Origin of the sequence: Turicibacter sp. HGF1 (assembly GCF_000191865.1) — a bacterium.
In the GTDB taxonomy this organism is placed as follows: Bacteria; Bacillota_I; Bacilli_A; order MOL361; family Turicibacteraceae; genus Turicibacter; species Turicibacter sanguinis.
The window spans coordinates 16,337-38,848 of the sequence record NZ_AEXQ01000138.1 but is presented as its reverse complement, the minus strand read 5'-3'; the positions used below and the strand labels follow the sequence as shown (position 1 = coordinate 38,848).

The 22,512-nt window shown below is 35.0% G+C and carries 24 protein-coding genes; 21 read left to right on the top strand and 3 right to left on the bottom strand.

Annotated features, from left to right (window positions below; translation table 11 throughout):
- Window positions 1-215: 215 nt before the first annotated feature.
- The 7 genes from HMPREF9402_RS14655 (at window position 216) to HMPREF9402_RS13505 (ending at window position 4,338) form a co-directional block, all read left to right on the top strand.
- Entirely contained in the window at window positions 216-383 is a 168-nt protein-coding gene (locus tag HMPREF9402_RS14655) for a hypothetical protein (protein WP_006783303.1), read from the top strand.
- Window positions 384-1,055: 672 nt separating this feature from the next.
- Entirely contained in the window at window positions 1,056-1,259 is a 204-nt protein-coding gene (locus tag HMPREF9402_RS13530) for a SpoIIIAC/SpoIIIAD family protein (RefSeq protein WP_006783304.1), read from the top strand.
- Between the two features lie 117 nt (window positions 1,260-1,376).
- Window positions 1,377-1,658, top strand: coding sequence for a stage III sporulation protein AD (locus tag HMPREF9402_RS13525; protein ID WP_129821770.1), 282 nt, complete (start codon window positions 1,377-1,379; stop codon window positions 1,656-1,658).
- A gap of 24 nt (window positions 1,659-1,682) precedes the next feature.
- On the top strand, window positions 1,683-2,741 hold the full coding sequence (locus HMPREF9402_RS13520) for a stage III sporulation protein AE (RefSeq protein ID WP_006783306.1): 1,059 nt from the start codon (window positions 1,683-1,685) through the stop codon (window positions 2,739-2,741).
- Between the two features lie 37 nt (window positions 2,742-2,778).
- Entirely contained in the window at window positions 2,779-3,234 is a 456-nt protein-coding gene (locus tag HMPREF9402_RS13515) for a stage III sporulation protein AF (protein WP_039931108.1), read from the top strand.
- Window positions 3,231-3,749: a hypothetical protein gene (locus tag HMPREF9402_RS13510; protein ID WP_006783308.1), complete on the top strand. Its 519-nt coding sequence runs from the start codon at window positions 3,231-3,233 to the stop codon at window positions 3,747-3,749. The genes HMPREF9402_RS13515 and HMPREF9402_RS13510 overlap by 4 nt, the downstream gene beginning before the upstream one ends.
- Before the next feature lies 1 nt (window position 3,750).
- Window positions 3,751-4,338, top strand: a complete 588-nt coding sequence (locus HMPREF9402_RS13505) for a SpoIIIAH-like family protein (protein ID WP_006783309.1) — start codon at window positions 3,751-3,753, stop codon at window positions 4,336-4,338.
- A gap of 44 nt (window positions 4,339-4,382) precedes the next feature.
- Here HMPREF9402_RS13505 and rpsT read toward each other — a convergent pair whose 3' ends face one another.
- The 3 genes from rpsT to HMPREF9402_RS13490 form a co-directional block, all read right to left on the bottom strand.
- Window positions 4,383-4,646 (bottom strand): 30S ribosomal protein S20, encoded by a 264-nt coding sequence (rpsT, locus tag HMPREF9402_RS13500; RefSeq protein ID WP_006783310.1) that lies wholly within the window; start codon window positions 4,644-4,646, stop codon window positions 4,383-4,385.
- A gap of 140 nt (window positions 4,647-4,786) precedes the next feature.
- Window positions 4,787-6,232 (bottom strand): nicotinate phosphoribosyltransferase, encoded by a 1,446-nt coding sequence (locus tag HMPREF9402_RS13495; protein ID WP_009607679.1) that lies wholly within the window; start codon window positions 6,230-6,232, stop codon window positions 4,787-4,789.
- 15 nt (window positions 6,233-6,247) lie between these two features.
- Window positions 6,248-6,919 carry a cysteine hydrolase family protein gene (locus tag HMPREF9402_RS13490; RefSeq protein WP_006783312.1) on the bottom strand — a complete coding sequence of 224 codons (672 nt, stop codon included), beginning with the start codon at window positions 6,917-6,919 and terminating at the stop codon, window positions 6,248-6,250.
- Between the two features lie 185 nt (window positions 6,920-7,104).
- Between HMPREF9402_RS13490 and HMPREF9402_RS13485 the strand changes: the two genes are divergently transcribed.
- The 14 genes from HMPREF9402_RS13485 (at window position 7,105) to HMPREF9402_RS13420 (ending at window position 22,474) form a co-directional block, all read left to right on the top strand.
- Window positions 7,105-7,398, top strand: coding sequence for a PspC domain-containing protein (locus HMPREF9402_RS13485; RefSeq protein WP_009607674.1), 294 nt, complete (start codon window positions 7,105-7,107; stop codon window positions 7,396-7,398).
- 151 nt (window positions 7,399-7,549) lie between these two features.
- On the top strand, window positions 7,550-9,004 hold the full coding sequence (locus HMPREF9402_RS13480) for an aminoacyl-histidine dipeptidase (protein ID WP_006783314.1): 1,455 nt from the start codon (window positions 7,550-7,552) through the stop codon (window positions 9,002-9,004).
- Window positions 9,005-9,083: 79 nt separating this feature from the next.
- Window positions 9,084-9,980 carry a DMT family transporter gene (locus HMPREF9402_RS13475; protein ID WP_009607677.1) on the top strand — a complete coding sequence of 299 codons (897 nt, stop codon included), beginning with the start codon at window positions 9,084-9,086 and terminating at the stop codon, window positions 9,978-9,980.
- A gap of 99 nt (window positions 9,981-10,079) precedes the next feature.
- Window positions 10,080-11,147: a GPR endopeptidase gene (gpr, locus tag HMPREF9402_RS13470; RefSeq protein ID WP_006783316.1), complete on the top strand. Its 1,068-nt coding sequence runs from the start codon at window positions 10,080-10,082 to the stop codon at window positions 11,145-11,147.
- A 105-nt stretch (window positions 11,148-11,252) separates the two neighbouring features.
- Window positions 11,253-12,311 carry a stage II sporulation protein P gene (spoIIP, locus tag HMPREF9402_RS13465; RefSeq protein WP_006783317.1) on the top strand — a complete coding sequence of 353 codons (1,059 nt, stop codon included), beginning with the start codon at window positions 11,253-11,255 and terminating at the stop codon, window positions 12,309-12,311.
- Between the two features lie 17 nt (window positions 12,312-12,328).
- Window positions 12,329-12,679, top strand: a complete 351-nt coding sequence (locus tag HMPREF9402_RS13460) for a hypothetical protein (RefSeq protein ID WP_006783318.1) — start codon at window positions 12,329-12,331, stop codon at window positions 12,677-12,679.
- A gap of 244 nt (window positions 12,680-12,923) precedes the next feature.
- Window positions 12,924-14,747: a translation elongation factor 4 gene (gene lepA, locus HMPREF9402_RS13455; RefSeq protein ID WP_039931112.1), complete on the top strand. Its 1,824-nt coding sequence runs from the start codon at window positions 12,924-12,926 to the stop codon at window positions 14,745-14,747.
- A 105-nt stretch (window positions 14,748-14,852) separates the two neighbouring features.
- Window positions 14,853-15,623, top strand: a complete 771-nt coding sequence (locus HMPREF9402_RS13450) for a histidinol-phosphatase (RefSeq protein ID WP_006783320.1) — start codon at window positions 14,853-14,855, stop codon at window positions 15,621-15,623.
- Between the two features lie 11 nt (window positions 15,624-15,634).
- On the top strand, window positions 15,635-16,771 hold the full coding sequence (hemW, locus tag HMPREF9402_RS13445) for a radical SAM family heme chaperone HemW (protein WP_009607670.1): 1,137 nt from the start codon (window positions 15,635-15,637) through the stop codon (window positions 16,769-16,771).
- Window positions 16,772-16,792: 21 nt separating this feature from the next.
- The gene (gene truB, locus HMPREF9402_RS13440; protein WP_009607680.1) at window positions 16,793-17,695 is read left to right on the top strand and encodes a tRNA pseudouridine(55) synthase TruB; all 903 of its coding nucleotides are present in this window, start codon (window positions 16,793-16,795) and stop codon (window positions 17,693-17,695) included.
- Window positions 17,696-17,707: 12 nt separating this feature from the next.
- Window positions 17,708-18,625 (top strand): bifunctional riboflavin kinase/FAD synthetase, encoded by a 918-nt coding sequence (locus HMPREF9402_RS13435; RefSeq protein WP_009607661.1) that lies wholly within the window; start codon window positions 17,708-17,710, stop codon window positions 18,623-18,625.
- 116 nt (window positions 18,626-18,741) lie between these two features.
- Window positions 18,742-19,011 carry a 30S ribosomal protein S15 gene (gene rpsO, locus HMPREF9402_RS13430; protein ID WP_006783324.1) on the top strand — a complete coding sequence of 90 codons (270 nt, stop codon included), beginning with the start codon at window positions 18,742-18,744 and terminating at the stop codon, window positions 19,009-19,011.
- A gap of 261 nt (window positions 19,012-19,272) precedes the next feature.
- The gene (gene pnp, locus HMPREF9402_RS13425) at window positions 19,273-21,378 is read left to right on the top strand and encodes a polyribonucleotide nucleotidyltransferase (protein ID WP_006783325.1); all 2,106 of its coding nucleotides are present in this window, start codon (window positions 19,273-19,275) and stop codon (window positions 21,376-21,378) included.
- A 160-nt stretch (window positions 21,379-21,538) separates the two neighbouring features.
- The gene (locus HMPREF9402_RS13420) at window positions 21,539-22,474 is read left to right on the top strand and encodes a polysaccharide deacetylase family protein (RefSeq protein ID WP_009607678.1); all 936 of its coding nucleotides are present in this window, start codon (window positions 21,539-21,541) and stop codon (window positions 22,472-22,474) included.
- The last annotated feature ends 38 nt before the right edge of the window (window positions 22,475-22,512 follow it).

Genomic DNA, 22,512 nt, shown 5'->3' with positions numbered 1-22,512 from the left:
TTATAAAAAAAACGCCATAGGGCGCGTTCTAGTATCATGATCGGTGAATATGTCAGTGATTAATTGCTCTATAATCATGTCTTCATTCATTTTATGAAAATTAAGCTTACCTCCTAAGTATATCATATAAAAAATTTTAAAAAAGAATGTTTTTATGTCGAAAATTCAGATAATATGAAGTTAACAAATTAAGTAACACTAAGGAGGAATGAAGAATGTTAGAAAAAATGAAACAAAATAAAGGTAAATACGGAGCGATTGGAGCAGTGATTTTAACAGGACTCATTTCAGGTGTGGCTTTAAAATCGTTTAAAGAGAAAAGAAGAAATGCAAAGATGCTACAAGAATTGGAAGATGCAGCATTTGAAAATTTTGATATCTAAGACGTTAGAATCTATGCTACTGGATGGATTAAAAAGAAAGGTAGCATCTGAAAAGTGATAATGTGATATTGCTTTTGTACTAATGATGATTCTGTTTGCATTCCGATAGATTTAAGTCCTATTATCAAAAGATAACTTGAGAAAAGACACATAGTTGTGTCTTTTTTAGCGTTGATTATGAAATTTATTTGGTAGTTCTAAATTTTTATCGCAAATATATTGCTACATTCTTGTAGGTTGTGATCATAGTCTATCACTTACGTCTTCAAAGTATGGGTTTAACTCGTAGATAATGAACGCTTTCTGGCATTGCTTCGTTATGGGGTAAGGTTTTAAATCCATTAACACATTAAAATCATCATGTTTTAGAGACTTTAGAGCTTCGACTTTTAAAGTCTTTTTTTATTTTCTTAAGGATAGGTTTTTAGTTCTGGAAGGGGGAGTTATAGGCTCTTTGAGTTGGGAAGTAAAGAATTTTCTTATGAAATTTCGACAGAGCATTCTAAAAATAGGAGGGATTCTGTTTGTAATTTGGGTAAAAGCTCATCTTTTTAATGATATGAATCCATAGCCTTGTAGATTTACTTCCTGAAGATCGTTTATTTGTTATTTTTTAAATAAGTTAAACATAGAGTTAAATAGCAAATTAAACGAAAGTATGAGGTGTAAGGGATGCCAATTGATGTGACTGAAATATTACAATTTGCCGGAATCGGATTCTTGCTAGGAATTATAGGAATGGTTTTTAAAAAGTTAGACATTGCAAAAGACGTCAGTGAGTTAATTACACTTGCTGGTTACGTCTATATGCTTATTTTTATCGTACAACTAATCGAAATATTAATGACCAGTTTACGAAATATCTTCATGTTGTAGAAGGAGTGGTGTGCCATTGATATTGTTCAAATCATCTCACTTGTAATTGGATGTGCACTTGTTTATTTGCTATTAGAAGAAGTAAATCCGAAATATGCTAAAGGATTTAGTCTTGTCTTGCTAACATTTTTTTTTATGGTCGCCTTACAAATTCTTTCCAAAATGATTGGTGACTTAACAGCAGTGTTCTTGAATTTTAATATTGAACAGCAGTATGTTACGATTATCATTCGTTTGATCGGAATTGTTTATTACGCTGAGTTTGTTAATTTTTTATTAACAGAAGCAAAGCTTGGTAATGTAGGGAAAATGTTTGAGTATATTGTAAAACTCTATTTAATCGGGTACAGTTTACCGATGATTATCACCTTATTTGAACTAATTTTATCAATATTGTAGTCTTTACGAACTAGGGGGTGAAGTATGAGTCAATTTAGTATGGATCTATCATCGTTTGACAATATTTGGGCCGAAATCTATTCACAATATGACTGGCTTGTACAAGCTGATTATCTTGATAAATCGAACTTACTAAAGGTTGAAAATTTTAATATAGTCGGTTTTTTTAAGTCAATTGTTGAATATGCCATGTATGAGTTAAATGTGAGTTTTTCTCAGTTTAAAATGATTTTAATTTTCTTATTAGTGATTGCGTTGTTTCAAAATATTCAAACAACGTTTTCAACACGATATGAAAAGATTACGAATACAGTCTTAAAATTAATTCTGATTGTACAATTATTTGGGTTATTTGTCTTTTATCACGACTATACGCTGGATATTTTAACAAGATATATGGATATTGTTGTGGCTGTATTTCCTATTTTATTATCGATGATTACCATTACGGGCGCACTTTGGAATCATGCCTTATTTCAGCCTGCTGTTGTATTTTTGATTAATGTCTCCTATTTTTTCATTAATGCTGTCAGTTTACCTTTGACGGTGATTGGAACAATCTTTGGTTTTGTTAATCAAATTGGTATTGAAGATTTATATAGTCGATTAACGAATTTTATTAATAAAATTGCCTTGTGGACACTGGGAGGCTATTTTGCATTCTTTTTAACGTTGATGTCCATCCAAAATGTCACGTTAAGTTTTGCGGATGGGTTGTTTTTTAGGACAACGCAAACTTTAATGAATTACATTCCAGTTATTGGGAGCCGTTTTACTGATACGGTTGTTTCCATTATCTCAACGTTATCGATTATGCGCAATAGTGTAGGCCTATTAAGTATCATCACATTGGTTATTTTTGTTTCTTTTCCTATTGTGAAGCTTGGAATTGCAACCATCTTGTTTCGATTACTAACAGCGATTATTCAACCACTAGTTAGTAAAGATTTTATTAACGTCTTAGATATTTTTAATACAGGTGTTATGAATTTATTAGTTATTACCATTATTATTGCTGTTATGTTTATCTTTACGTTCTTTATTATTTTATATAGTTCTAATATGATGTTAGTAACCAATTAGATAACATTTGACAAGATGTGAGGAGATGGGAAAAGAAATGATATATACATACGCCAAACAAATTATTGCCATGTTTTTTTTGATAGCTGTTGTCAATTTGTTGGTTATTCCGGCTTCTTATAAAAAGATAATTTCATTTTATCTTCATTTTTTTATTATAGTTATCATTTTAAAGCCGGTACTCAGTATAATGAATAATGAAGTTAGTTCATTTATTAATTCGATTACCTTCATTAGTGAGAGTGAGTTCGACGAATCTGTACAGTATTATCAGAGCAAGCTTGAGGAGGACTTAAAAGATCTTACCTTAGGTGAAGTTGATGCCTTGATACAAAAAGCTGAGGCACTCTGTGACGTCGACATTATCACATTCGAATTAGATGAAGTTCTAACCATACAAATGGTGGAGACTAGTAAAGAAGCGAAACTATGTGTTTCTAATCAACTAGGAATCGACCGAAACGATATTTTGTTTGAGGGGGGAGGTCAATGAAGGATGAGGGGATAAAAATCCCAGCAGTGTTTCAAAGTAGTATAAACGGATCAGGAGGGGGGACGAAGGAGATAAAAAAAACCTCGGATATATCACAAATGATTCAGAAGTTAAGAAAAATAGTCGCAGATTTAGGTCCGTTTGGAATTTTATCAGTTATTGCAGCCGTCTTTATTTTTACCACATTGTTTAATGGAAGTTTTGAAAACAACAGTGGTAAAACAACGACAAACGTACTTGAGACGAAACATCAAGAACAAATTAATACGTTATTTGCCTCAATAGAAGGGGTTACGCTTGAAAGTGTTAATTTGTCTTATAAAACTGTATCGGATTCTTCATCTGCAACAATCTTCGCTTCAAATCAAACAAATACTGTTTCAAATGGAGTTGTTATTGTGTATCGCGGAGTGCTCAAAGCACCTTATGATGTCACGAACGCAATCAGTTTGTTACTTGATGTACCAATCCATCAAATATCATTATTAAATGCATCTGAATTAGGAGGAAATTAAAATGAACAAAAATTCTTATGTTACAGCCGCATTATTTGTTGTCTTTGTCTTATTAACAGTTTTTTATATGGGAATGGAAGATCCAAAAGATTTAACAACTGGAGCAGGATCAACTCAAACCTTACCAAATGTTCAAATGGAAGTTAGCGAAACTGATGCGCAAACAGGTAGTGAGTTAGCAAGTGAAACAACGACAGAAGAAAATGTTACAACAGTTGCAACGGAATCGAATTCAATCCAAGTGTTACGTGTTGAACTTGAAAAACAACAAAGTCAAAAAGTATCAGAATTAAAAGAAGTAATTGCTAGTAAAGATTACGATGCAACAGCTAAAAGTGAAGCAAAAGATGATTTAGATAAATTAAATAGAGATCGTGAACATCAAAGCGCGCTTGAAACAATGATTAAATCAAAAGGTTATAATGATGTATTAGTTCGTGTTAATGAAGAAACGGTTCAAGTTATTGTACAAGTGGCAGATGAAAGTGCCTTTCCAGGAGTGGAAGAAGTGAATGAACTTTACATGATGGCTAAAACAGAATTTACAAATAATCCTGATGTAACCATTCAATTTCAACCGATTAACTAAATAAAAGATAATAAAAAAATACCGACCCAAAAGTCGGTATTTTTTTATCCTAAAGCGTTAATTTTTTTGCTTAAACGTGATTTTTGACGAGCTGCGTAGTTTTTATGGCAAATTCCTTTTGCAACAGCTTTGTCTAATTTTTTGTTAGCTGTATTGTAAGCTTCTTTTGCAGCTTCGATGTTTTTGTTCTCAACAGCAACCTCAACAGCTTTGATAGCAGTACGCATAGATGCTTTGAAAGAAGCATTAAATTGACGACGTTTATCGTTTGTTTTAACACGTTTAATTTGTGATTTAATATTTGGCATTCAATTCACCTCCATTAATACAACAAAAATATTCTATCAAACCCATGTCTAAATTGCAAGAAGAAAATACAATATTTAATGAAATAGTAAAATTTCCAATTGTTTACGAGCTTTGAGACGTATTTTTTGTAGTAAAAAGATTATTTTGAGTACTTTTCAAGTAAGTCCGTTTTTAATGTCCAAAGGTTTTTAGATAAATCGACATAATATTGATGAGGATGTTCAAAACGTAGAACTTCTTCCCATAACGTATTAATTTGCTCTTTTGAATAGGCGACAATCTCCTCGAGGCTTGGTGAGTTATAAACTTGTTTTCCATTTAAGAAAATAGGGATAAGTAGCGGTTTGGCATAGAAGTTTTCGATTGTTTTGCGTTTCCAAGTGTGTTCTGGATCAAAAATGGTATATGGATGATTATCATCAATGATTTCATCAGCTAGGGTGATGACATCAGCAATGGCTTTATTAGTTTCGCGTTCAAATAAACGATACACTTGTTTATATCCTGGATTTGTAATTTTTTCAATGTTATTACTAATTTTGATTTTTGGAATCATAGCTCCTTCTTTTTCAACTGCCACAATTTTATAAACGCCACCGAAAACTGGCTCAGCTTTTGATGTAATAAGGCGTTCTCCCACACCGAATGAATCGATTGGGGCTTTTTGAATGATTAAATCGCGAATAATATACTCATCGAGTGAGTTAGAAATGACAATTTTACAATCTTCAAGTCCCGCTTCATCTAATAATTTACGAGCTTTTTTTGATAAATAAGCGGCATCCCCACTATCAATGCGAATGCCTCCAGGTCGATGGCCTTTTGGAATTAACACTTCTTTAAAGACTTTAATAGCATTAGGAACACCTTGCTTTAACGTGTTATAAGTATCAACTAAAAGAACACAATTTTCTGGATAAAGTTCTGCGTATTTTTTGAAGGCATCGTATTCAGTATCAAACGTTTGAACCCAACTGTGGGCCATTGTTCCAAGGGATGGAACTTGGTAATCACGATCAGTAATGGTACAAGCCGTCCCAATACATCCCCCAATATAAGAAGCACGAGCCCCTAAAATAGCGCCTTGTGCTCCTTGCGCACGACGAGATCCGAATTCCATGACAGGACGTCCCTCAGCTGCACGAACAATTCGATTTGCTTTCGTTGCGATTAAAGATTGATGGTTGATTGACAGTAATACCATCGTTTCAATGAACTGAGCTTGAATAATCGGTCCTCGAACTGTAAGGATTGGCTCATTTGGAAAAATAGGTGTTCCTTCTGGAATGGCATAAATGTCACAAGCGAATTCAAAGTTTTTTAAATAATCTAAAAAGGCATCAGAAAACATGTTTTTACGTCGTAAAAACTCGATATCCTCATCTGTAAAGTGTAAGTTCTTTAAATAATCAATGAGCTGTTCAAGGCCTGCCATAATGGCAAAACCACCACGTTCAGGAACGCGACGGAAGAACATATCAAAATAGGCGATTTGATCTTTCATGCCGTTTTCGAAGTAACCATGAGCCATCGTTAACTCGTAAAAGTCAACTAGCATTGTTAAATTTGATGATTTTAAGTTCATAATAAATTCCTCTTTCTATTCTTCGATGCGTGTCACAATTTCAATCCCATTCATCATCATTTTATATAAGGCAATGACATTCATGAAGTCAGCAGCATGAACATCATAGTCATAAGTTTCAACACTATTCATTGGAACGATGATACGACTTATTTTATTTTGCGTGATAAAATAAGTCTTTAAGGTAATCGCAAATTGTTCTACACAAATATCGGTGCAATCACCCACAATAATAAATTGGTTAATCAATGGATGGTTTTCTAACCACTGATGAAATGCAGGCTCTAAGAAGCCATTTGTAGAACTTTTTTCAATTAAGTGATAAGGTCCAGCCTGTTTGATTTCATCGATAATTTCACTTTCTACTTCTCCTTTGATACAGTGTGCAGGATAAGAATTAAACTCAATTGAATCCGTTTGGTGACAGTCGGCGAAAGCCACAACATCAATTTGAGAATCATTTGCTCGTTTTAATAAGTCGCAAATCGGATCGATAATCGTTTGGATTCGAGGAGATGACATCGGGCCCATCTTGACGAATCCATTCACCATGTCAACAATGATTAAGGCCGTTTGATTTGGGTCTAATGATGAAAGACAAACAGAAGGAGATTCATTTAATAGATTAACCATTTTTGTTAAGGATGTTTCACTCGATTTTATTAAATTTAGTAATTCATAACTCATTTTTTACACCTCCGATACTCAAAAATTTTCCTGTGTGAGGAAAGTTATAGAACTATTATAGTATATTTAATTCTTAATCACAAAGTCTTAAATAGCTTAAGATTGAAATATATTTCAAAAAGATTGGCATGAGATGAGTGGTGATATATAATAAGAGTAAGATATGATGGAAAGGATGGAAAACTATGTCAAATAAACGTTTATATAAAACCTCACAAGGAGCAATGCTTGGTGGAGTATGTAAAGGGATTTCTGAGTATTTAAATATTGACGTCACCTTAATTCGCTTAGTATGGGTCTTGATTTCCTTTACTTCAGTCGGAATTATTTTATATATTGCGTGTGTGTTTATTTTTCCAGATAAAGCAACGATTGAACGTGAGAAACGCCAAACTACAAAGGATGCCGTATTTGAAACAAATGATTATAAAGTAAAGGATCAAGAGAATAAAAAAGATAAAGGTTATACAATCTATTAAAGATTAAAGAGGTGAAAGTTACCTCTTTTTTTTTGAAAATTATAATCTCCCCCTTCGGGGAAGTTGGATAGATTATGAATAAAAGTATGTCCAATGGTTATCATTTTAAGTGAAGTTATGGTAGAATATATAAAAAAAGGAGGCGCAAATTATGTCGGATATTTTAGGAAACTTAAACCCACGTGCGGTGTTTCATTATTTTGAAGAAATGACGAAGATTCCACGTGAATCAGGAAATGAGGCTGCCATTAGTCAGTATTTAGTTGATTTTGCTAATGAGCATGGGTTAGAAGTGATTCAAGAACCCTGTAAAAATGTAATCATCAAAAAACCAGCTACTGCGGGTTATGAAAATGCTCCACGTGTCATTTTACAAGGTCATATGGACATGGTCTGTGTCAAAGATGATGAATTAGAGTTTGATTTTGAAACACAAGCTTTACCGATTTATGTTGAAGGCGATTGGATTAAATCAAAAGGAACAACTCTTGGAGCTGATAATGGAATTGCGGTTGCGATGTCGCTTGCTATTTTAGCAGATAAGACGATGGCTCATCCTGCCTTAACTGTGTTAGTGACAACGGAAGAAGAGACAGGAATGGATGGAGTCATGGCATTGGATCCTGCTCATGTACAAGGTGATATCTTAATTAATATTGATTCAGAAGAAGAAGGAGTAGCGTTAGCTTCATGTGCTGGAGGTGTACGTAACTCATTAAAGCTACCGCTTGAATGGATGACGTTAAGTGATAATTCACTTGTTTCATATGAAGTTGTGATTAGTGGCCTAAAAGGTGGGCACTCAGGAATTGAAATTAATAAGTGTCGTGCCAATGCCAATAAATTAATGGGACGCTTTTTCCATTATGTGCAAGATCTTCAAGTTTCAGTTGCACATGTTGCAGGTGGAGAAAAAATGAATGCCATTTCAAAACGTGCCAAAATGGTCTTAACATTATCAAAAGACAAAGTATCAACACTTGAAGAAAAAGTAAAAGATTTTGAAATCATGATTCGTGCTGAATTTGAAACGGCGGATCAAGACATTACTTTAAAATTAGCACCAGTTGCAACTGAACTTAAGGTTTGGACAGCAGAAACGTTACAAAAAGTCACTCATATTTTACAATTAATCCCTTATGGACCTCAAACGATGAGTGCAAATGTAGCAGGACTTGTTGAAAGTTCAAGTAACATTGGTGTCGTTGAAATGACTGAATCAGAAATTGAGTTTAATAGTGCGGTTCGTAGCTCAGTTGGATCATTAAAACGTGAAATCAATCATCGTATTCAAGCGATTGCTGATTTAACTGGAGCTAAGATGGAGTTAATTGCAGATTATCCAGAGTGGGAATTTGAAACAGATTCAAAAATTCGTGATATTATGAAAGAGGTTTATGAGCGTACGGCAGGAAAAGAATTAGAAGTTTCAGCGATTCATGCAGGTCTTGAGTGTGGCTTCTTATCACAAAAATTAGGGAAAATAGATATGATTTCAATTGGACCTGATATTACAGGAGCGCATACGCCAAAAGAATCGTTATCTATTTCATCTACTGAACGCGTTTATGACTTCTTATGTCAAGTATTAAAAGAAATTAAATAATGATCAAAAGCATGTTCTTGTGGACATGCTTTTTTTACTAAAAACATAGAATGGTATAAAAGGGATTAGGGGGATTGGGATGAATTCGAAAATAGCAGACGGATTATTGTTATTAGTTGCGATTATTTGGGGAGGCGGATTTCCAGCAGTAGGGTTAGCGGTGCAAGAGGGGGTGGGGGCCGGCCAATTAATCACGTTGCGTTTTTTGATTGCAGGGGGAGTATTGGCGATTGTATTTAGAAAGCAGCTCTTGGATCTAAAGCGGATAGACGTGGTAGCCGGTGTGTTGGCTGGAATTTGTTTGTTTATAGGATTTACTTTTCAAACCATTGGAATGCAATACACAACGGCATCTAAAAATGCCTTTATTACATCATCGTATGTGTTACTAGTACCTTTATTTGGCGTCTTGTTTTTCAAAAACAAAATGAAAGGTTCGCAATGGATTGGAATGCTAGTGATGATCTTAGGAATTAGTATTCTGTCATTAGAGCGTGATTTTTCGGTGAGTATTGGTGACTTGCTGACGCTCATTTGTGCCATTGGTTTTGCTTTACAAATTATCATCACAGGATTATATATTAATCGATGCAATAGTTATTGTTTCACGATTATTCAAATGGTCACGGTGGCGATGGTTTCACTAATCTGGTCTTTAATTAGCGAACCATGGGTTGCGCTTAGTTTCTCAAGTGGGCTAGCGATTATGTATCTCGGAATCTTTAGTACACTGTTAGCTTATTTGTTACAAACCATCGCTCAACGCTATACATCCGAGGCTAAAGCTGGATTGATTTTATCAACAGAAGCGTTGTTTGGAGCTATTTTATCCGTCATGATTTTACATGACCCCATTACAAATCGATTAGTTTTTGGCGGTTTGATTTGTTTGATTGCTATATTGATGATTGAATTTGATTTTTGTCACTTAAAATCATCCAAATTAAAATCAAAAATCGTTGCTCAAAAGGAATAAGAGAAAATCATCATTGATTTTCTTTTTTTTTGCTAAAAATAGTGAAGTCGTTTCATGAACTGAGACGATTCGGTCACACTATAAGGTGAGGTGATAAAAATGAATGAACAAGAACAAAAAAAATGGCAATGCCGATCTGACTTAGCACTTGAAGCTGTTGAACAAATGGTGGGACAAGTCGATGAAGATCAACAAAAAGGTGTCCATTATCAAGAGGATAATATTAAAGGCTTAAAAGTGACTTGCATTGATGTTGAAAAAGAAGCTGAAGAAAGCGTGGGGAAAAAGGCGGGGCGCTATATGACACTCGATACGTCATCTATTTTATCTCATGATCACGATCAGCTGACCGTTGCTATGGAAGTCTTTGCGCAACAATTTAAAAAATTATTAGATCATCGAAATATTACGGATGAACATACTTGTTTAGTCATCGGACTTGGAAATGACCACGTGACGCCAGATGCTTTAGGTCCGATGGTGGTTGACGAAGTGATTGTGACACGTCATCTTTATGAACTAAGACCAGACGAAGTCGATCGTAGTTATCGTGAAGTGAGTGCTTTAGCACCCGGTGTAATGGGGATGACAGGGATTGAAACATTTGATGTGATTGAGTCGTTGGTCAAAAAAATTAAACCTGATTTTTTAGTCATGGTTGATGCGCTTGCTTCGCGTTCGATAACTCGTGTTAACAAAATGATTCAAATGACTGACACTGGAATTGCGCCAGGAAGTGGGGTTGGAAATAAACGTAAAGCCGTTGATGAGGAATCGCTTGGTATTCCTGTTTTTTCCATCGGTGTTCCAACGGTTGTAGATGCCGTCTCAATTACGTCGGACACCATTGACTTGTTATTAAAACATATTGGAAAATCATTAAAAGAAGAAAAGCGTTCGTATAAAAAATTAGTGCCTTTTTCAATGGTTCGTCAACAATATAGTGAGGATGATCTACCGTCGGATGAGTTACGTCAACAATTCATGGGGCAGGTGGGACTCCTTGCTGAGGAAGATAAACGCCAACTCATTAGTGAAGTCTTAACTCCAAATGGATTTAACTTAATTGTCACACCAAAAGAAATAGACACGGCAATGGAAGATTTGGCAACCTTGATTTCAAATGGGATTAACCGTGCTTTACATCAAAATGTACAATTTAGTTAAGTGATTACCATAAAACAACAATTAATAACAACCCTCATTCGGTATAATAAAGTATAAATGAAAAAAGGAATTTAACTTAGAGGAAACGGTCTGGGGGGGAGAATTTTGAAACGAAAACGTCGTTTGCGCTCTAAAAGAAATAAATTAAGTAAACAACTAACAAAGGGAGTTCCCTATTTAGTGGTAGGATTCTTTGTTGTGACGCTATACTCAACGCAATTTTTTCAATTATTTTATGTCAATCAAAAAGAAGCCTATGAAAAGCATGTCAATCAAGAGGTTGTTTTATCGAGTATTTTTGATTTTGCTAATCCAGCGGATTTTATCGAACTGATGACTAATTTACAAAAGTATTTTGCAGAAGTCATGACAAACCTTGATTTGAATCAGTTGTATTCCTTTTTAAATGATGGGTTTGCCTTTATTCAAATGGATTCAAAACAAAGTAGTGTGGCCGCTGCTACACCGAATACATCCAATGATTATAAATATACCTATGTCAGTGAAGAGTTAAAATTAGAACCACGGCCAGAAGCGGTGAATTCAACAGAACCATTGGTTTATCTTTTTAATACGCATGATTCTGAAACGTATGAATCTGATCAAGTCAATGCCATGCTTGGGCGTAAAGTTTTTGTTGGCGACATGTCAAACCTTGTAGCGAATGAATTTTCTAATTTAGGAGTTAAAACACTTGTTGAAACAAGAGATATCTCTGAAGTATTAGTTGCGAATGATTGGGAATATTGGCAATCCTATAAAGCTTCCCGCATGTATTTAGAGTCGACGGCAACAGAGTATAACACTCTCAAATATTTTATTGATATCCATCGTGATTCGTTAAACTATAATCGAACGACCACCACAATTGACGGAAAATCCTATGCTAAGTTGTTATTGGTTGTAGGACAAGATCATCAACGTTATAAAGAAAATTTAGCCTTTGCCAATGAAATTAATAATTTGTTTAATATGTATTATCCCGGTCTTTCAAAAGGAATTATTGAAAAAGGTGGAGAATATACGAATGGGATTTATAATCAAGACTTTGCCACGACACTCCTCTTAATGGAAGTCGGTGGAGTTGATAATACGTACGAAGAATTATGTAATACTGCCGAAGCCATCGCGAAGGTGATGACACAGTATATTACAACTCATTAATTGAAGGAGAGATGGGGATGAAAAAAGGAATAGCTCTTATTTTTTTCGTCGTTTGCTTTTTATTAGGAACTATTTATGGTTCTAGCTCCCATTCAGAAACGACACCTCATGTCGCGGCAAGCTCTAATCTCACGCAACAAATCAAAGAGTATGAGCAGAAATTATCACAAGGTGAGGAAATCATCACTTCTTATAGTGAGATGATTTCTGAAGGCGTGGTTCCAAAGTCAACACCAGTTTCAAGCGGAGGTGTAGCACATAATAATGTGTCGCAATTTGGACAAGATGCTGCGGATTTATTAAAAACCACAGTCAGGGAAGTTTTACGAATGATTGTAAAAGCCTGTGATCAATTAATCACTGAATAATAGATGAAAACCATGACTTCATTCTCAAGGAGAAAAAAGCCATGGTTTTTAATTTTTTAGGCATAGGAGTTGTCATAATGTAAAGGATATTAAGTGATGAATGAAAGAAAGTGATGTCGTAAAAGATGCGAAAATAGCCGAAAAAGAAGTGAATGATTATTTTTTGCTTGTGAGTTAGGTTTTTTTACAGTAAAATAAAGTGGATATTTAATTATTTCGGAATGGAGTGAGCTTGGTGAGTGCGATGAACATTGAACAAATCAAAGAACGCCAAAAAAGAATTCGCAACTTTTCAATTATAGCCCACATCGATCATGGAAAAACAACCCTTTCGGATCGTATTTTGGAGCGAACGAATGCGTTGGAAAAACGTGAGATGAAAAATCAGCTGTTAGACTCAATGGATTTAGAACGTGAGCGCGGAATTACCATTAAATTAAATGCCGTGCAGTTGACATATAAAGCTAAAGATGGAGAAGAGTACATTTTACATTTAATCGATACCCCAGGTCATGTTGACTTCACTTATGAGGTATCACGCTCGTTAGCAGCATGTGAAGGGGCAGTATTAGTCGTTGATGCTGCACAGGGAATTGAGGCTCAAACACTTGCGAATGTTTATTTAGCCTTAGATAATGATTTAGAAATTTTACCGTTAATTAACAAAATTGATTTACCAAGTGCTGATCCAGATCGCGTGAAGCAAGAGGTTGAAGATATCATTGGATTACCGGCAGATGATGCGGTTTTAGCATCAGCTAAAGCAGGAATTGGAATTGAAGAGATTTTAGAGCAAGTGGTTGAAAAAGTCCCAGCCCCAACGGGAGACCCTGAAGCGCCATTACAAGCGTTAATCTTTGACTCAGTGTATGATCAATATCGTGGAATTATTGCTTCTATTCGTGTTGTAAATGGAACGATGAAAAAAGGGCAAGTGATTCGTATGATGGCAACAGGTGCTGAGTACGAAGTCGTTGAAGTTGGAGTACACACGCCACATGAGAAAATCGTAGATTGTTTGACTGTTGGAGATGTAGGATTTGTAACAGCTTCGATTAAGGATGTTAAAAATGTTCGCGTCGGGGATACGATTACATGTGTTGACAATCCAGCTGAAGAACCATTACCAGGATATCGTAAATTAAATCCAATGGTATTCTGTGGGCTTTATCCAATTGATGCAGCACGTTACAATGATTTACGTGATGCATTAGAAAAATTAGTGTTAAATGACTCATCTTTACAGTTTGAGCCTGAAACATCACAAGCCTTAGGCTTTGGATTCCGTACAGGATTCTTAGGATTATTACATATGGACGTTATTCAAGAACGTATTGAACGCGAGTTTAATATTGATTTAATTGCCACAGCACCATCGGTAATTTATCATGTTTATTTAACAGATGGAACAAAGTTAATTGTCGATAACCCATCGCAAATGCCAGAACCACAAACGATTAAGTCAATTGAAGAACCTTACGTTAAAGCTTCCATTATGACACCAAATGATTATGTGGGAGCCATCATGGAGTTATGTCAGAAAAAACGTGGTAACTTTATCGATATGCAGTATTTAGATGAAACTCGTGTTCATGTTAACTATGAGATTCCATTAGGAGAAATCGTTTATGATTTCTTTGATCAATTAAAATCATCGACAAAAGGATACGCATCATTTGATTATGAATTAATTGGTTACCAAGCGTCAAAACTGGTGAAAATGGATATTTTATTAAATGGTGAAATCGTCGATGCCTTAAGTTTAATTGTTCATAAAGATTTTGCTTATAGTCGTGGTAAAGTCATCACTGAAAAATTAAAAGAAATTATTCCAAGACAACAGTTTGAGGTTCCAATTCAAGCCGCAATTGGTGGGAAAATCATTGCACGTTCAACGATTAAAGCCTTACGTAAAAATGTCTTAGCTAAATGTTATGGTGGAGATATTTCACGTAAACGTAAATTACTTGAAAAACAAAAAGAAGGTAAAAAACGTATGAAGTCAGTTGGATCAGTTGAGGTTCCACAAGAGGCATTCATGGCTGTTTTATCAATGGATGAAGATTAAGAGAGGGGGAAACCTCTCTTTTTCCATAATAAAAAGCAACTTAGTTTATACTATGACAAACTTAGGATAAACTGTTTAATAGAGACTACATAAGAAGGTGAGAAGATGTTAACTAATTATCATACACATCATGACCGTTGTAAACATGCTAAAGGAACAGTTGAAGACTATGTTTTAGAAGCGGTAAATCAAAACTATACAGAACTTGGAATGAGTTGTCATGTTCCTTATGAAAACTTCCCTGAAATGGGACGTCGTATGGAGTTTGAAGATTTAGACATTTATTTAAATGATATTGAAGAGGCTCAGAAGAAATATCCACAAATTCATTTGCTGAAGGCATTCGAATGTGAATATTTCCCTCATACTCATGATTATATTGCGAGTTTAGCTGCAAAGACGGATTATCTAGTATTAGCTCAACATTATATTTATTTAGATGGAAAATATCAAGATGCGTTTCATTTTACAAGACCAGAGCAACTTGAATTATATGCGGCTAAAATTGTTGAAGCGATGTCAACTGGCTTATTTAAAATTCTAGCTCACCCAGATGTTTTTATGACACTTTACCCTAAATGGGATGAGGCGTGCATTAGAGCAACTCGTCAAATTGCAAAAGCTGCCAATCAATATGATGTCATTTTAGAATTAAATGCAAATGGTTTTAGACGCGGGAAAAAACGATATGAAGATGGGGTTCGTTATCCTTATCCATCTGAAAAGTTCTGGTCGTTAATTGCAACAGAATTTAAAGAGACAAAGGTGATCGTTAACTCTGATTGTCATAATCCTAAATTTTTAAATGATGAATATATGATCATGGCACGTGAGATGGCTAAACGTCTTCATTTAAACGTGTTAGACCGTTTATAATGGTGAACGGTATGCCAAAAGGATTATATATACATATCCCATTTTGTGATCATATCTGTACATATTGTGATTTTCCAAAGCTTTTAACAAAAGGACAACGACATGCTGAATATATCGAAGCATTGATTCAAGAATTGAAACTGTATCAACAGAACGTTGGGTTTTCAAACCTCCAAAGTATTTATATTGGGGGAGGAACACCGACGGCTTTAAGTGTGGAGCAAATTCAACCAGTTTTTGATTTTTTAACGGAACAGATCCAGATGAATCAGATTCAAGAGTTTAGTATTGAAGCAAATCCTGAAAATTTAACACGTGATAAAATTCAATATTTAAAAGCTCAAGGTGTGAATCGATTTAGTTTGGGCGTTCAAACTTTTCATGAATCTTTATTAAAGCGAATTGGAAGAAAACATCAGGCTCAAGAGGTTATTCAAGCGGTTGCTAACTTAAAACAATGTGGAATTAAAAATATTAATTTAGATTTGATTTATGCCATTCCAGGACAAACACTTGATGAGTTAAGAGATGATTTAAGACAGGTTATTTCACTAGAGGTAGAGCATATCTCAGCTTATTCCTTAATCGTAGAAGAACATACTCAATTATACTTAGCTTATATGAGAGATCAAATTGAGCTAACAGATAATGAAATAGAAGCCAAGATGTATGAAGTGACGATTGAGACGTTAACAGAAGCGGGATATGAGCATTATGAAATTAGCAATTTTGCAAAATCTAAACCAAGTTTACATAATCAGTGGTACTGGAAAAATGAGACGTATATTGGTGTAGGACTTGGCGCGCATGGTTATGTTAAGGGGCAGCGTTATCAAAATACTCGTTCTATCAATACGTATATTGAGCTATTAAAAGATGGGAAGCTCCCAATGATAGAATCACATGCGTTAACGAAAGAGGAAATGATTGAAGAAGAAATGTTTCTCGGTTTAAGATTATTAAAGGGTGTTAATTTAAAGGCGATTAGTGATAAATACGATGTGAATATCGATGAGATTTATGGAAAAGCGTTTGAAGAATTAATTCAAAAGGGATATTTAGAACAAAAAGAATTAAATGTCCGGCTAACTCCAAGTGGCTTATTGATGGCAAATGAAGTTTTTGAGCAGTTTTTATTATCGATTTAAAGGAAATAATGAGGTGAAGGCATGGATGGCGTATTGTTATTAGATAAACCAGCAGGAATGACATCACATGATTGTGTTAATATTGTCCGTAAAGTGCTAAAGACAAAAAAAGTAGGGCATACAGGAACACTTGACCCAAGTGTAACCGGGGTTTTACCACTTTGCATCGGTCGTGCAACTAAAATTTCGCAATTTTTAACGGCAAATGAAAAAGAATATTTGGGTGAGGTGACGATTGGTTTTTCAACGACGACCGAAGATGCAGATGGGGAAGTCGTTGAATCGAAACCCATTCATCGTCAGATTACAAAAGAAGAAGTTAAAGCGGTATTAAAATCAATGTTAGGAACGAGTATTCAAGTTCCTCCTATGTATTCAGCGGTTAAGGTCAATGGAAAAAAACTATATGAATATGCAAGAGCAGGGCAAACGGTTGAACGACCTCGTCGTGAAGTGACGATTTATGAATTAGAATTACTTGGAGAGGTTATTCAAGATGAGCAAACGGGTTGTGTGAAATTTAGTTTCCGTGTCAAAGGAAGTAAAGGGTTATTCGTTCGAACAGTAGCCGTAACGATTGGTGAAAAGCTAGGATATCCAGCTCATATGTCACACCTTCGACGTATTGCATCTGGTGTTTTTAAAATTTCAGATTGTTTATCGATCAATCAATTAAAAGAAAAGGTTGAGCATCAGTCCTTAAGTTTATTAACGATTGAACAAGCTTTTGAAGATTTTCCAAAGGTAACGGTTGATCACTGGGTTGAAAAGTTAGTTCGAAATGGAGTTCAATTACATCCTGAACAAGTTGGAAATATAGAAACTCCTCAATTTGCAATTTTTAGTCAATCTGGGCAATGTTTAGCCGTGTATGAGAAGCACGAGTCGAAACCAGTCATGAAATCCGTAAGGGGATTCTTTTAGGAAGTGAGTAAAATGAAAGTTTTGAATTTAAATCAAACATCCTTTAATTCAGAAGAGGGATTAAGTGTAGCCTTAGGGTATTTTGATGGTTTACATATTGGGCATCAACTAGTGATTAAAGAAGCGATTGAATATGCTAAAAAAAATGGATTAAAAAGTGCTGTGATGACCTTTTCACCTAATCCAAATGTGATCTTGAAAAAATTAAGTTCTGAACACTTGATAACCCCACCAACTGAAAAAGTTCGTTTATTAACGGAACTTGGAGTTGATTATTTAATGATTTTAACTTTTAATGAAGAGTTGGCATCACTTAGAGCGATAGATTTTATTGAACGTTATTTAGTTAAGACGAAGGTAGAGCACGTTTCGACCGGCTTTGATTTTCGATTTGGAAAGAAGGGAGAAGGTTCAGTGGAGTTACTTCGACAATACCCAGAAAAATTCAGCTTAAATGTAACGGATAAAAAAGAAATTGAAGGAGAAAAAATCGGAGCAACTGAAATCAAGTCTTACTTAGCTGTTGGAAATATTGAAAAAGCAAATGAAATGCTTGGAAGACCGTATACGCTTTGTGGAACAGTGATTAGTGGACAACAAAAGGGAAGACAAATTGGTTTCCCAACTGCAAATGTCGCAACGACTGAAGCCTATATTATTCCTAAAAATGGAGTTTATGCCGTTAGAGTTTGGGTGAAGGGGCAATCTTATGCTGGAATGTGTAATATCGGCCATAATCCAACGTTTAATTTTATCGATAATGTGTCGGTTGAAGTTCATATTTTAGATTTTAATCAAGATATTTATGGTCAAGAAATGAAGGTTGAATTTTATCATCGTCTTCGTGATGAAGAACGTTTTTCTTCCATTGAAGCCTTGATGACACAGTTAAATCATGATCGTAAAACGGTCAGAGGATATTTCAAATAGGACTTGAATTAATTTAAAATTATGATACAATAAAAAAGTCCTTATTCTATGCTTTTAGCTCCTCCAGCGATTTGCTTGGTATAAGGCGTATGAAAAAATATTAGGAGGTAATAGTAATGGCTATTTCTAAAACAGAAAAACAAGAAATCATCAAAGCTTATGCAGTACACGAAGGAGATACAGGTTCTCCAGAAGTACAAATCGCAGTTTTAACGGCTGAAATCAACCGTTTAAACGGACACTTAAAAGAGCACAAACATGACCACCATTCACGTCGTGGATTATTACGTATGGTTGGTAAACGTCGTAACTTATTAACTTACTTACGTAACAAAGACATCAACCGTTACGCTTCATTAATCGAGCGTTTAGGATTACGTCGATAATAAAAGAGGAACCTTCGGTAGAAGGTTCTTTTTTTTATGATCACCGTATGTCATAACTCGTGATAATTTAATAAGCAGTTGAGAATAATAAAATTGTCTAGATTGAAGTAAAAAGGCAGAATAAAACACTTTTAAAACAAAAAAAAGACGAACTTGGCAAATTAGGGATGATTATGAAAAAAATTATTTCGTAAAATTATTTGCTTATGGTATGATAGAAAAGAATAAATATAAATGTAGAATATGAAGGAGTAATATAATATGTCAGAGAAACACGTTTATTCGTTTGAACTGGCTGGTCGTCCCCTTTCATTTGAAATTGGGGAATTGGCAAAGCAAGCGAATGCTTCGGTTTTAGTACGCTATGGTGACACAGTTGTCTTATCAACTTGTGTTGCTTCAAAAGAACCTAAAGATATAGATTTTTTCCCATTAACAATTGGATATGAAGAGCGTCTTTATGCTGTTGGAAAAGTACCAGGTGGGTTTATTAAACGTGAAGGACGCCCAAGTGAGCATGCTGTTTTATCAGGACGTTTAATTGACCGTCCAATTCGTCCTTTATTCCCAGATGGATTCCGTAACGATGTCCAAGTGATTAACTATGTAATGAGTGTTGATCACGATAATTCGCCTGCCATTGCAGCGATGATTGGATCATCATTATCTTTATCAATTTCAGATATTCCATTTGAAGGACCGATTGCGGGAGTTGTTGTAGGTCGAGTAGATGGAAAATTTATTATTAATCCAACCGTAGAGGAATTAGAGAAGTCAGATATTGATTTAACGGTTGCTGGAACAAAAGATGCGATCAACATGGTTGAAGCTGGAGCAAAAGAAGTTCCAGAAGAAGATATGTTAGAGGCGATTATGTTTGGTCATGAGATGATTAAACAAATTGTTGCTTTCCAAGAGCAAATTGTGGCTGAAATTGGACAACCGAAAATGGATTTAAACCTATATGAAGTGGATGCGACGATTAATGCACGTGTTCGTGAAATGGCAGAAGCAGACATGCTAGCCGCGATTCAAGTCGTTGAAAAACATGCGCGCCAAGAAGCAATTGACGCCGTTAATGCACGTGTTTTAGACGTATTCGAATCAGAAGAAGCAAGTGACAAAGAATTAAAGCAAGTAAAAGAAGTTTTAAATAAAATTGTAAAAGAAGAAGTCCGTCGCTTAATTACTGATGAAAAAGTACGTCCAGATGGTCGTAAGATTGATGAAATTCGTCCATTATCTTCACGTGTTGATTTATTACCACGTACACATGGATCAGCGTTGTTTACACGTGGACAAACGCAAGCTTTATCAGTTTGTACATTAGGTGCCTTAAATGAGCATCAAATGTTAGATGGATTAGAAGTAGAAGAAACAAAACGTTTTATGCACCATTATAATTTCCCTCCATTCTCTGTAGGAGAGACAGGGCGTTACGGGGCACCAGGTCGTCGAGAGATTGGACATGGTGCCTTAGGAGAGCGCGCATTAAAACAAGTCATGCCTTCTGAAAAAGACTTCCCATATACAGTTCGTTTAGTATCAGAAGTCTTAGAATCAAATGGATCGACATCACAAGCTTCAATTTGTGCTTCCACAATGGCCTTAATGGCAGCTGGAGTTCCGATTAAAGCACCAGTTGCTGGGATTGCGATGGGATTAGTTAAAAAAGGTGAAAATTACACCGTTTTAACTGATATTCAAGGAATGGAAGATCATTTAGGAGATATGGACTTTAAAGTGGCTGGAACAGCTAAAGGGGTAACAGCTCTTCAAATGGATATTAAAATTGAAGGGTTAAATCGTCAAATTTTAGAAGAAGCCTTACAACAGGCAAAAGTTGGACGTATGCAAATTCTTAACCATATGTTAGGGACTATTTCTGAAACGCGTGAAGAACTATCTGCATTTGCACCAAAAATTAAAGTCATTACAATTAAAGTTGATAAAATCCGCGATGTCATCGGCCCTGGTGGAAAACAAATCAATGAAATTATTGATAAAACAGGTGTTAAAATTGATATTGAGCAAGATGGAACAGTTTACATCTTACATGACAACTCACAAAACATTAATCAAGCCGTTGCAATGATTGAAGATATTGTTCGTGAAGTTGAAGTCGGTAAAATTTATTTAGGTAAGGTGGTACGAATCGAAAAATTCGGTGCCTTTGTTGAAATTTTCCCAGGACAAGATGGATTAGTTCATATCTCTCAATTGGCTGAAGAACGTGTTGCTAAAACAGAAGATGTTGTAGCTATTGGTGATGAAATCTTAGTTAAAGTAACAGAAGTGGATGAGCGTGGTCGTGTTAACTTATCACGTAAAGAGGCAATGAAAGAACAAGCGGCAGAGCAAGCTTAATCAAAAAGTCCTATTGTAGGGGATACAATAGGACTTTTTTTATTTTTTAAGGTATTTTTAAGAATGTGAAAAAATAATTTGAGTATAGGTTAACTTTATTTTGGGTAAAATGTAAAAGATTTATGTTAAATACTTGTCATAAAATTAGAGGTGTCAGAAAATGAAACAAAATATCGTAACCTTACTCGCCATCGTAGGGTATGTTAGCATTGTGATTAGTTTGAATTTTTTTCAAAAATCATCCCCCGTTGCCAATATGAATGATGAAATTTCCATTCAATTGATGGATTACATGCAAAATCACCGTCAAGATCCGATTGAACCACGAAAAGATTCTGTGTTTAAATTTGTTCCGGGATTGATGGGAGCAGAGATAGATTATGAATTATCTTATAATAATATGTTATTAAATGGAAGTTTTGATGAATCTTTACTAATGTGTAAAAGTATCCCTTATCAAAATAGTCCAGAAGATTTTAGAAATGAACCCATTTACAAAGGAAACGAAGAAGGGAATTATGTTTCTTTATTAATAAATGTAGCTTGGGGTGAAGAGGAACTAGATAAAATGATTACGATTTTGGATCGACTAGGGGTAAAAGCAAACTTCTTTGTTGAAGGTCGTTATGCTGAAAAACATAAAAATCAGGTTTCTAAATTATATACAGATGGACATTTAATTGGAAATCATTCGTATTCTCATCCCTCAAAATGGGGAGGATATACATATGAGCAATATGTAGAAGAAATCACAAAAACGAATGACGTGTTATCATCAATTATCAATGAACCAATTGTTTACTTTGCCCCTCCTGGTGGTGAGTTTAATGATCGAACCCTAAAGGCTGCAGCGGATCAATCGATGTATACTATTCTTTGGACAGCAGATACCATTGATTGGATGGGAGGAAGTGCTGATCAAATGATTAATCGTGTGATGAGTAAGGTTGAACCTGGGACCTTAATCTTAATGCATCCTAAACCTGAAACGGTCATTGCTTTAGAGCCAATGATTAATCAGTTAAAAGAAAAAGGGTATCAATTTAAAACAGTTGATGAAATGGTAGCGGGAACTCGTCCAGAATGTACAAAATAAAAGGTGAAAAAAAGAGTCTAATTTTTAAAATTAGGCTC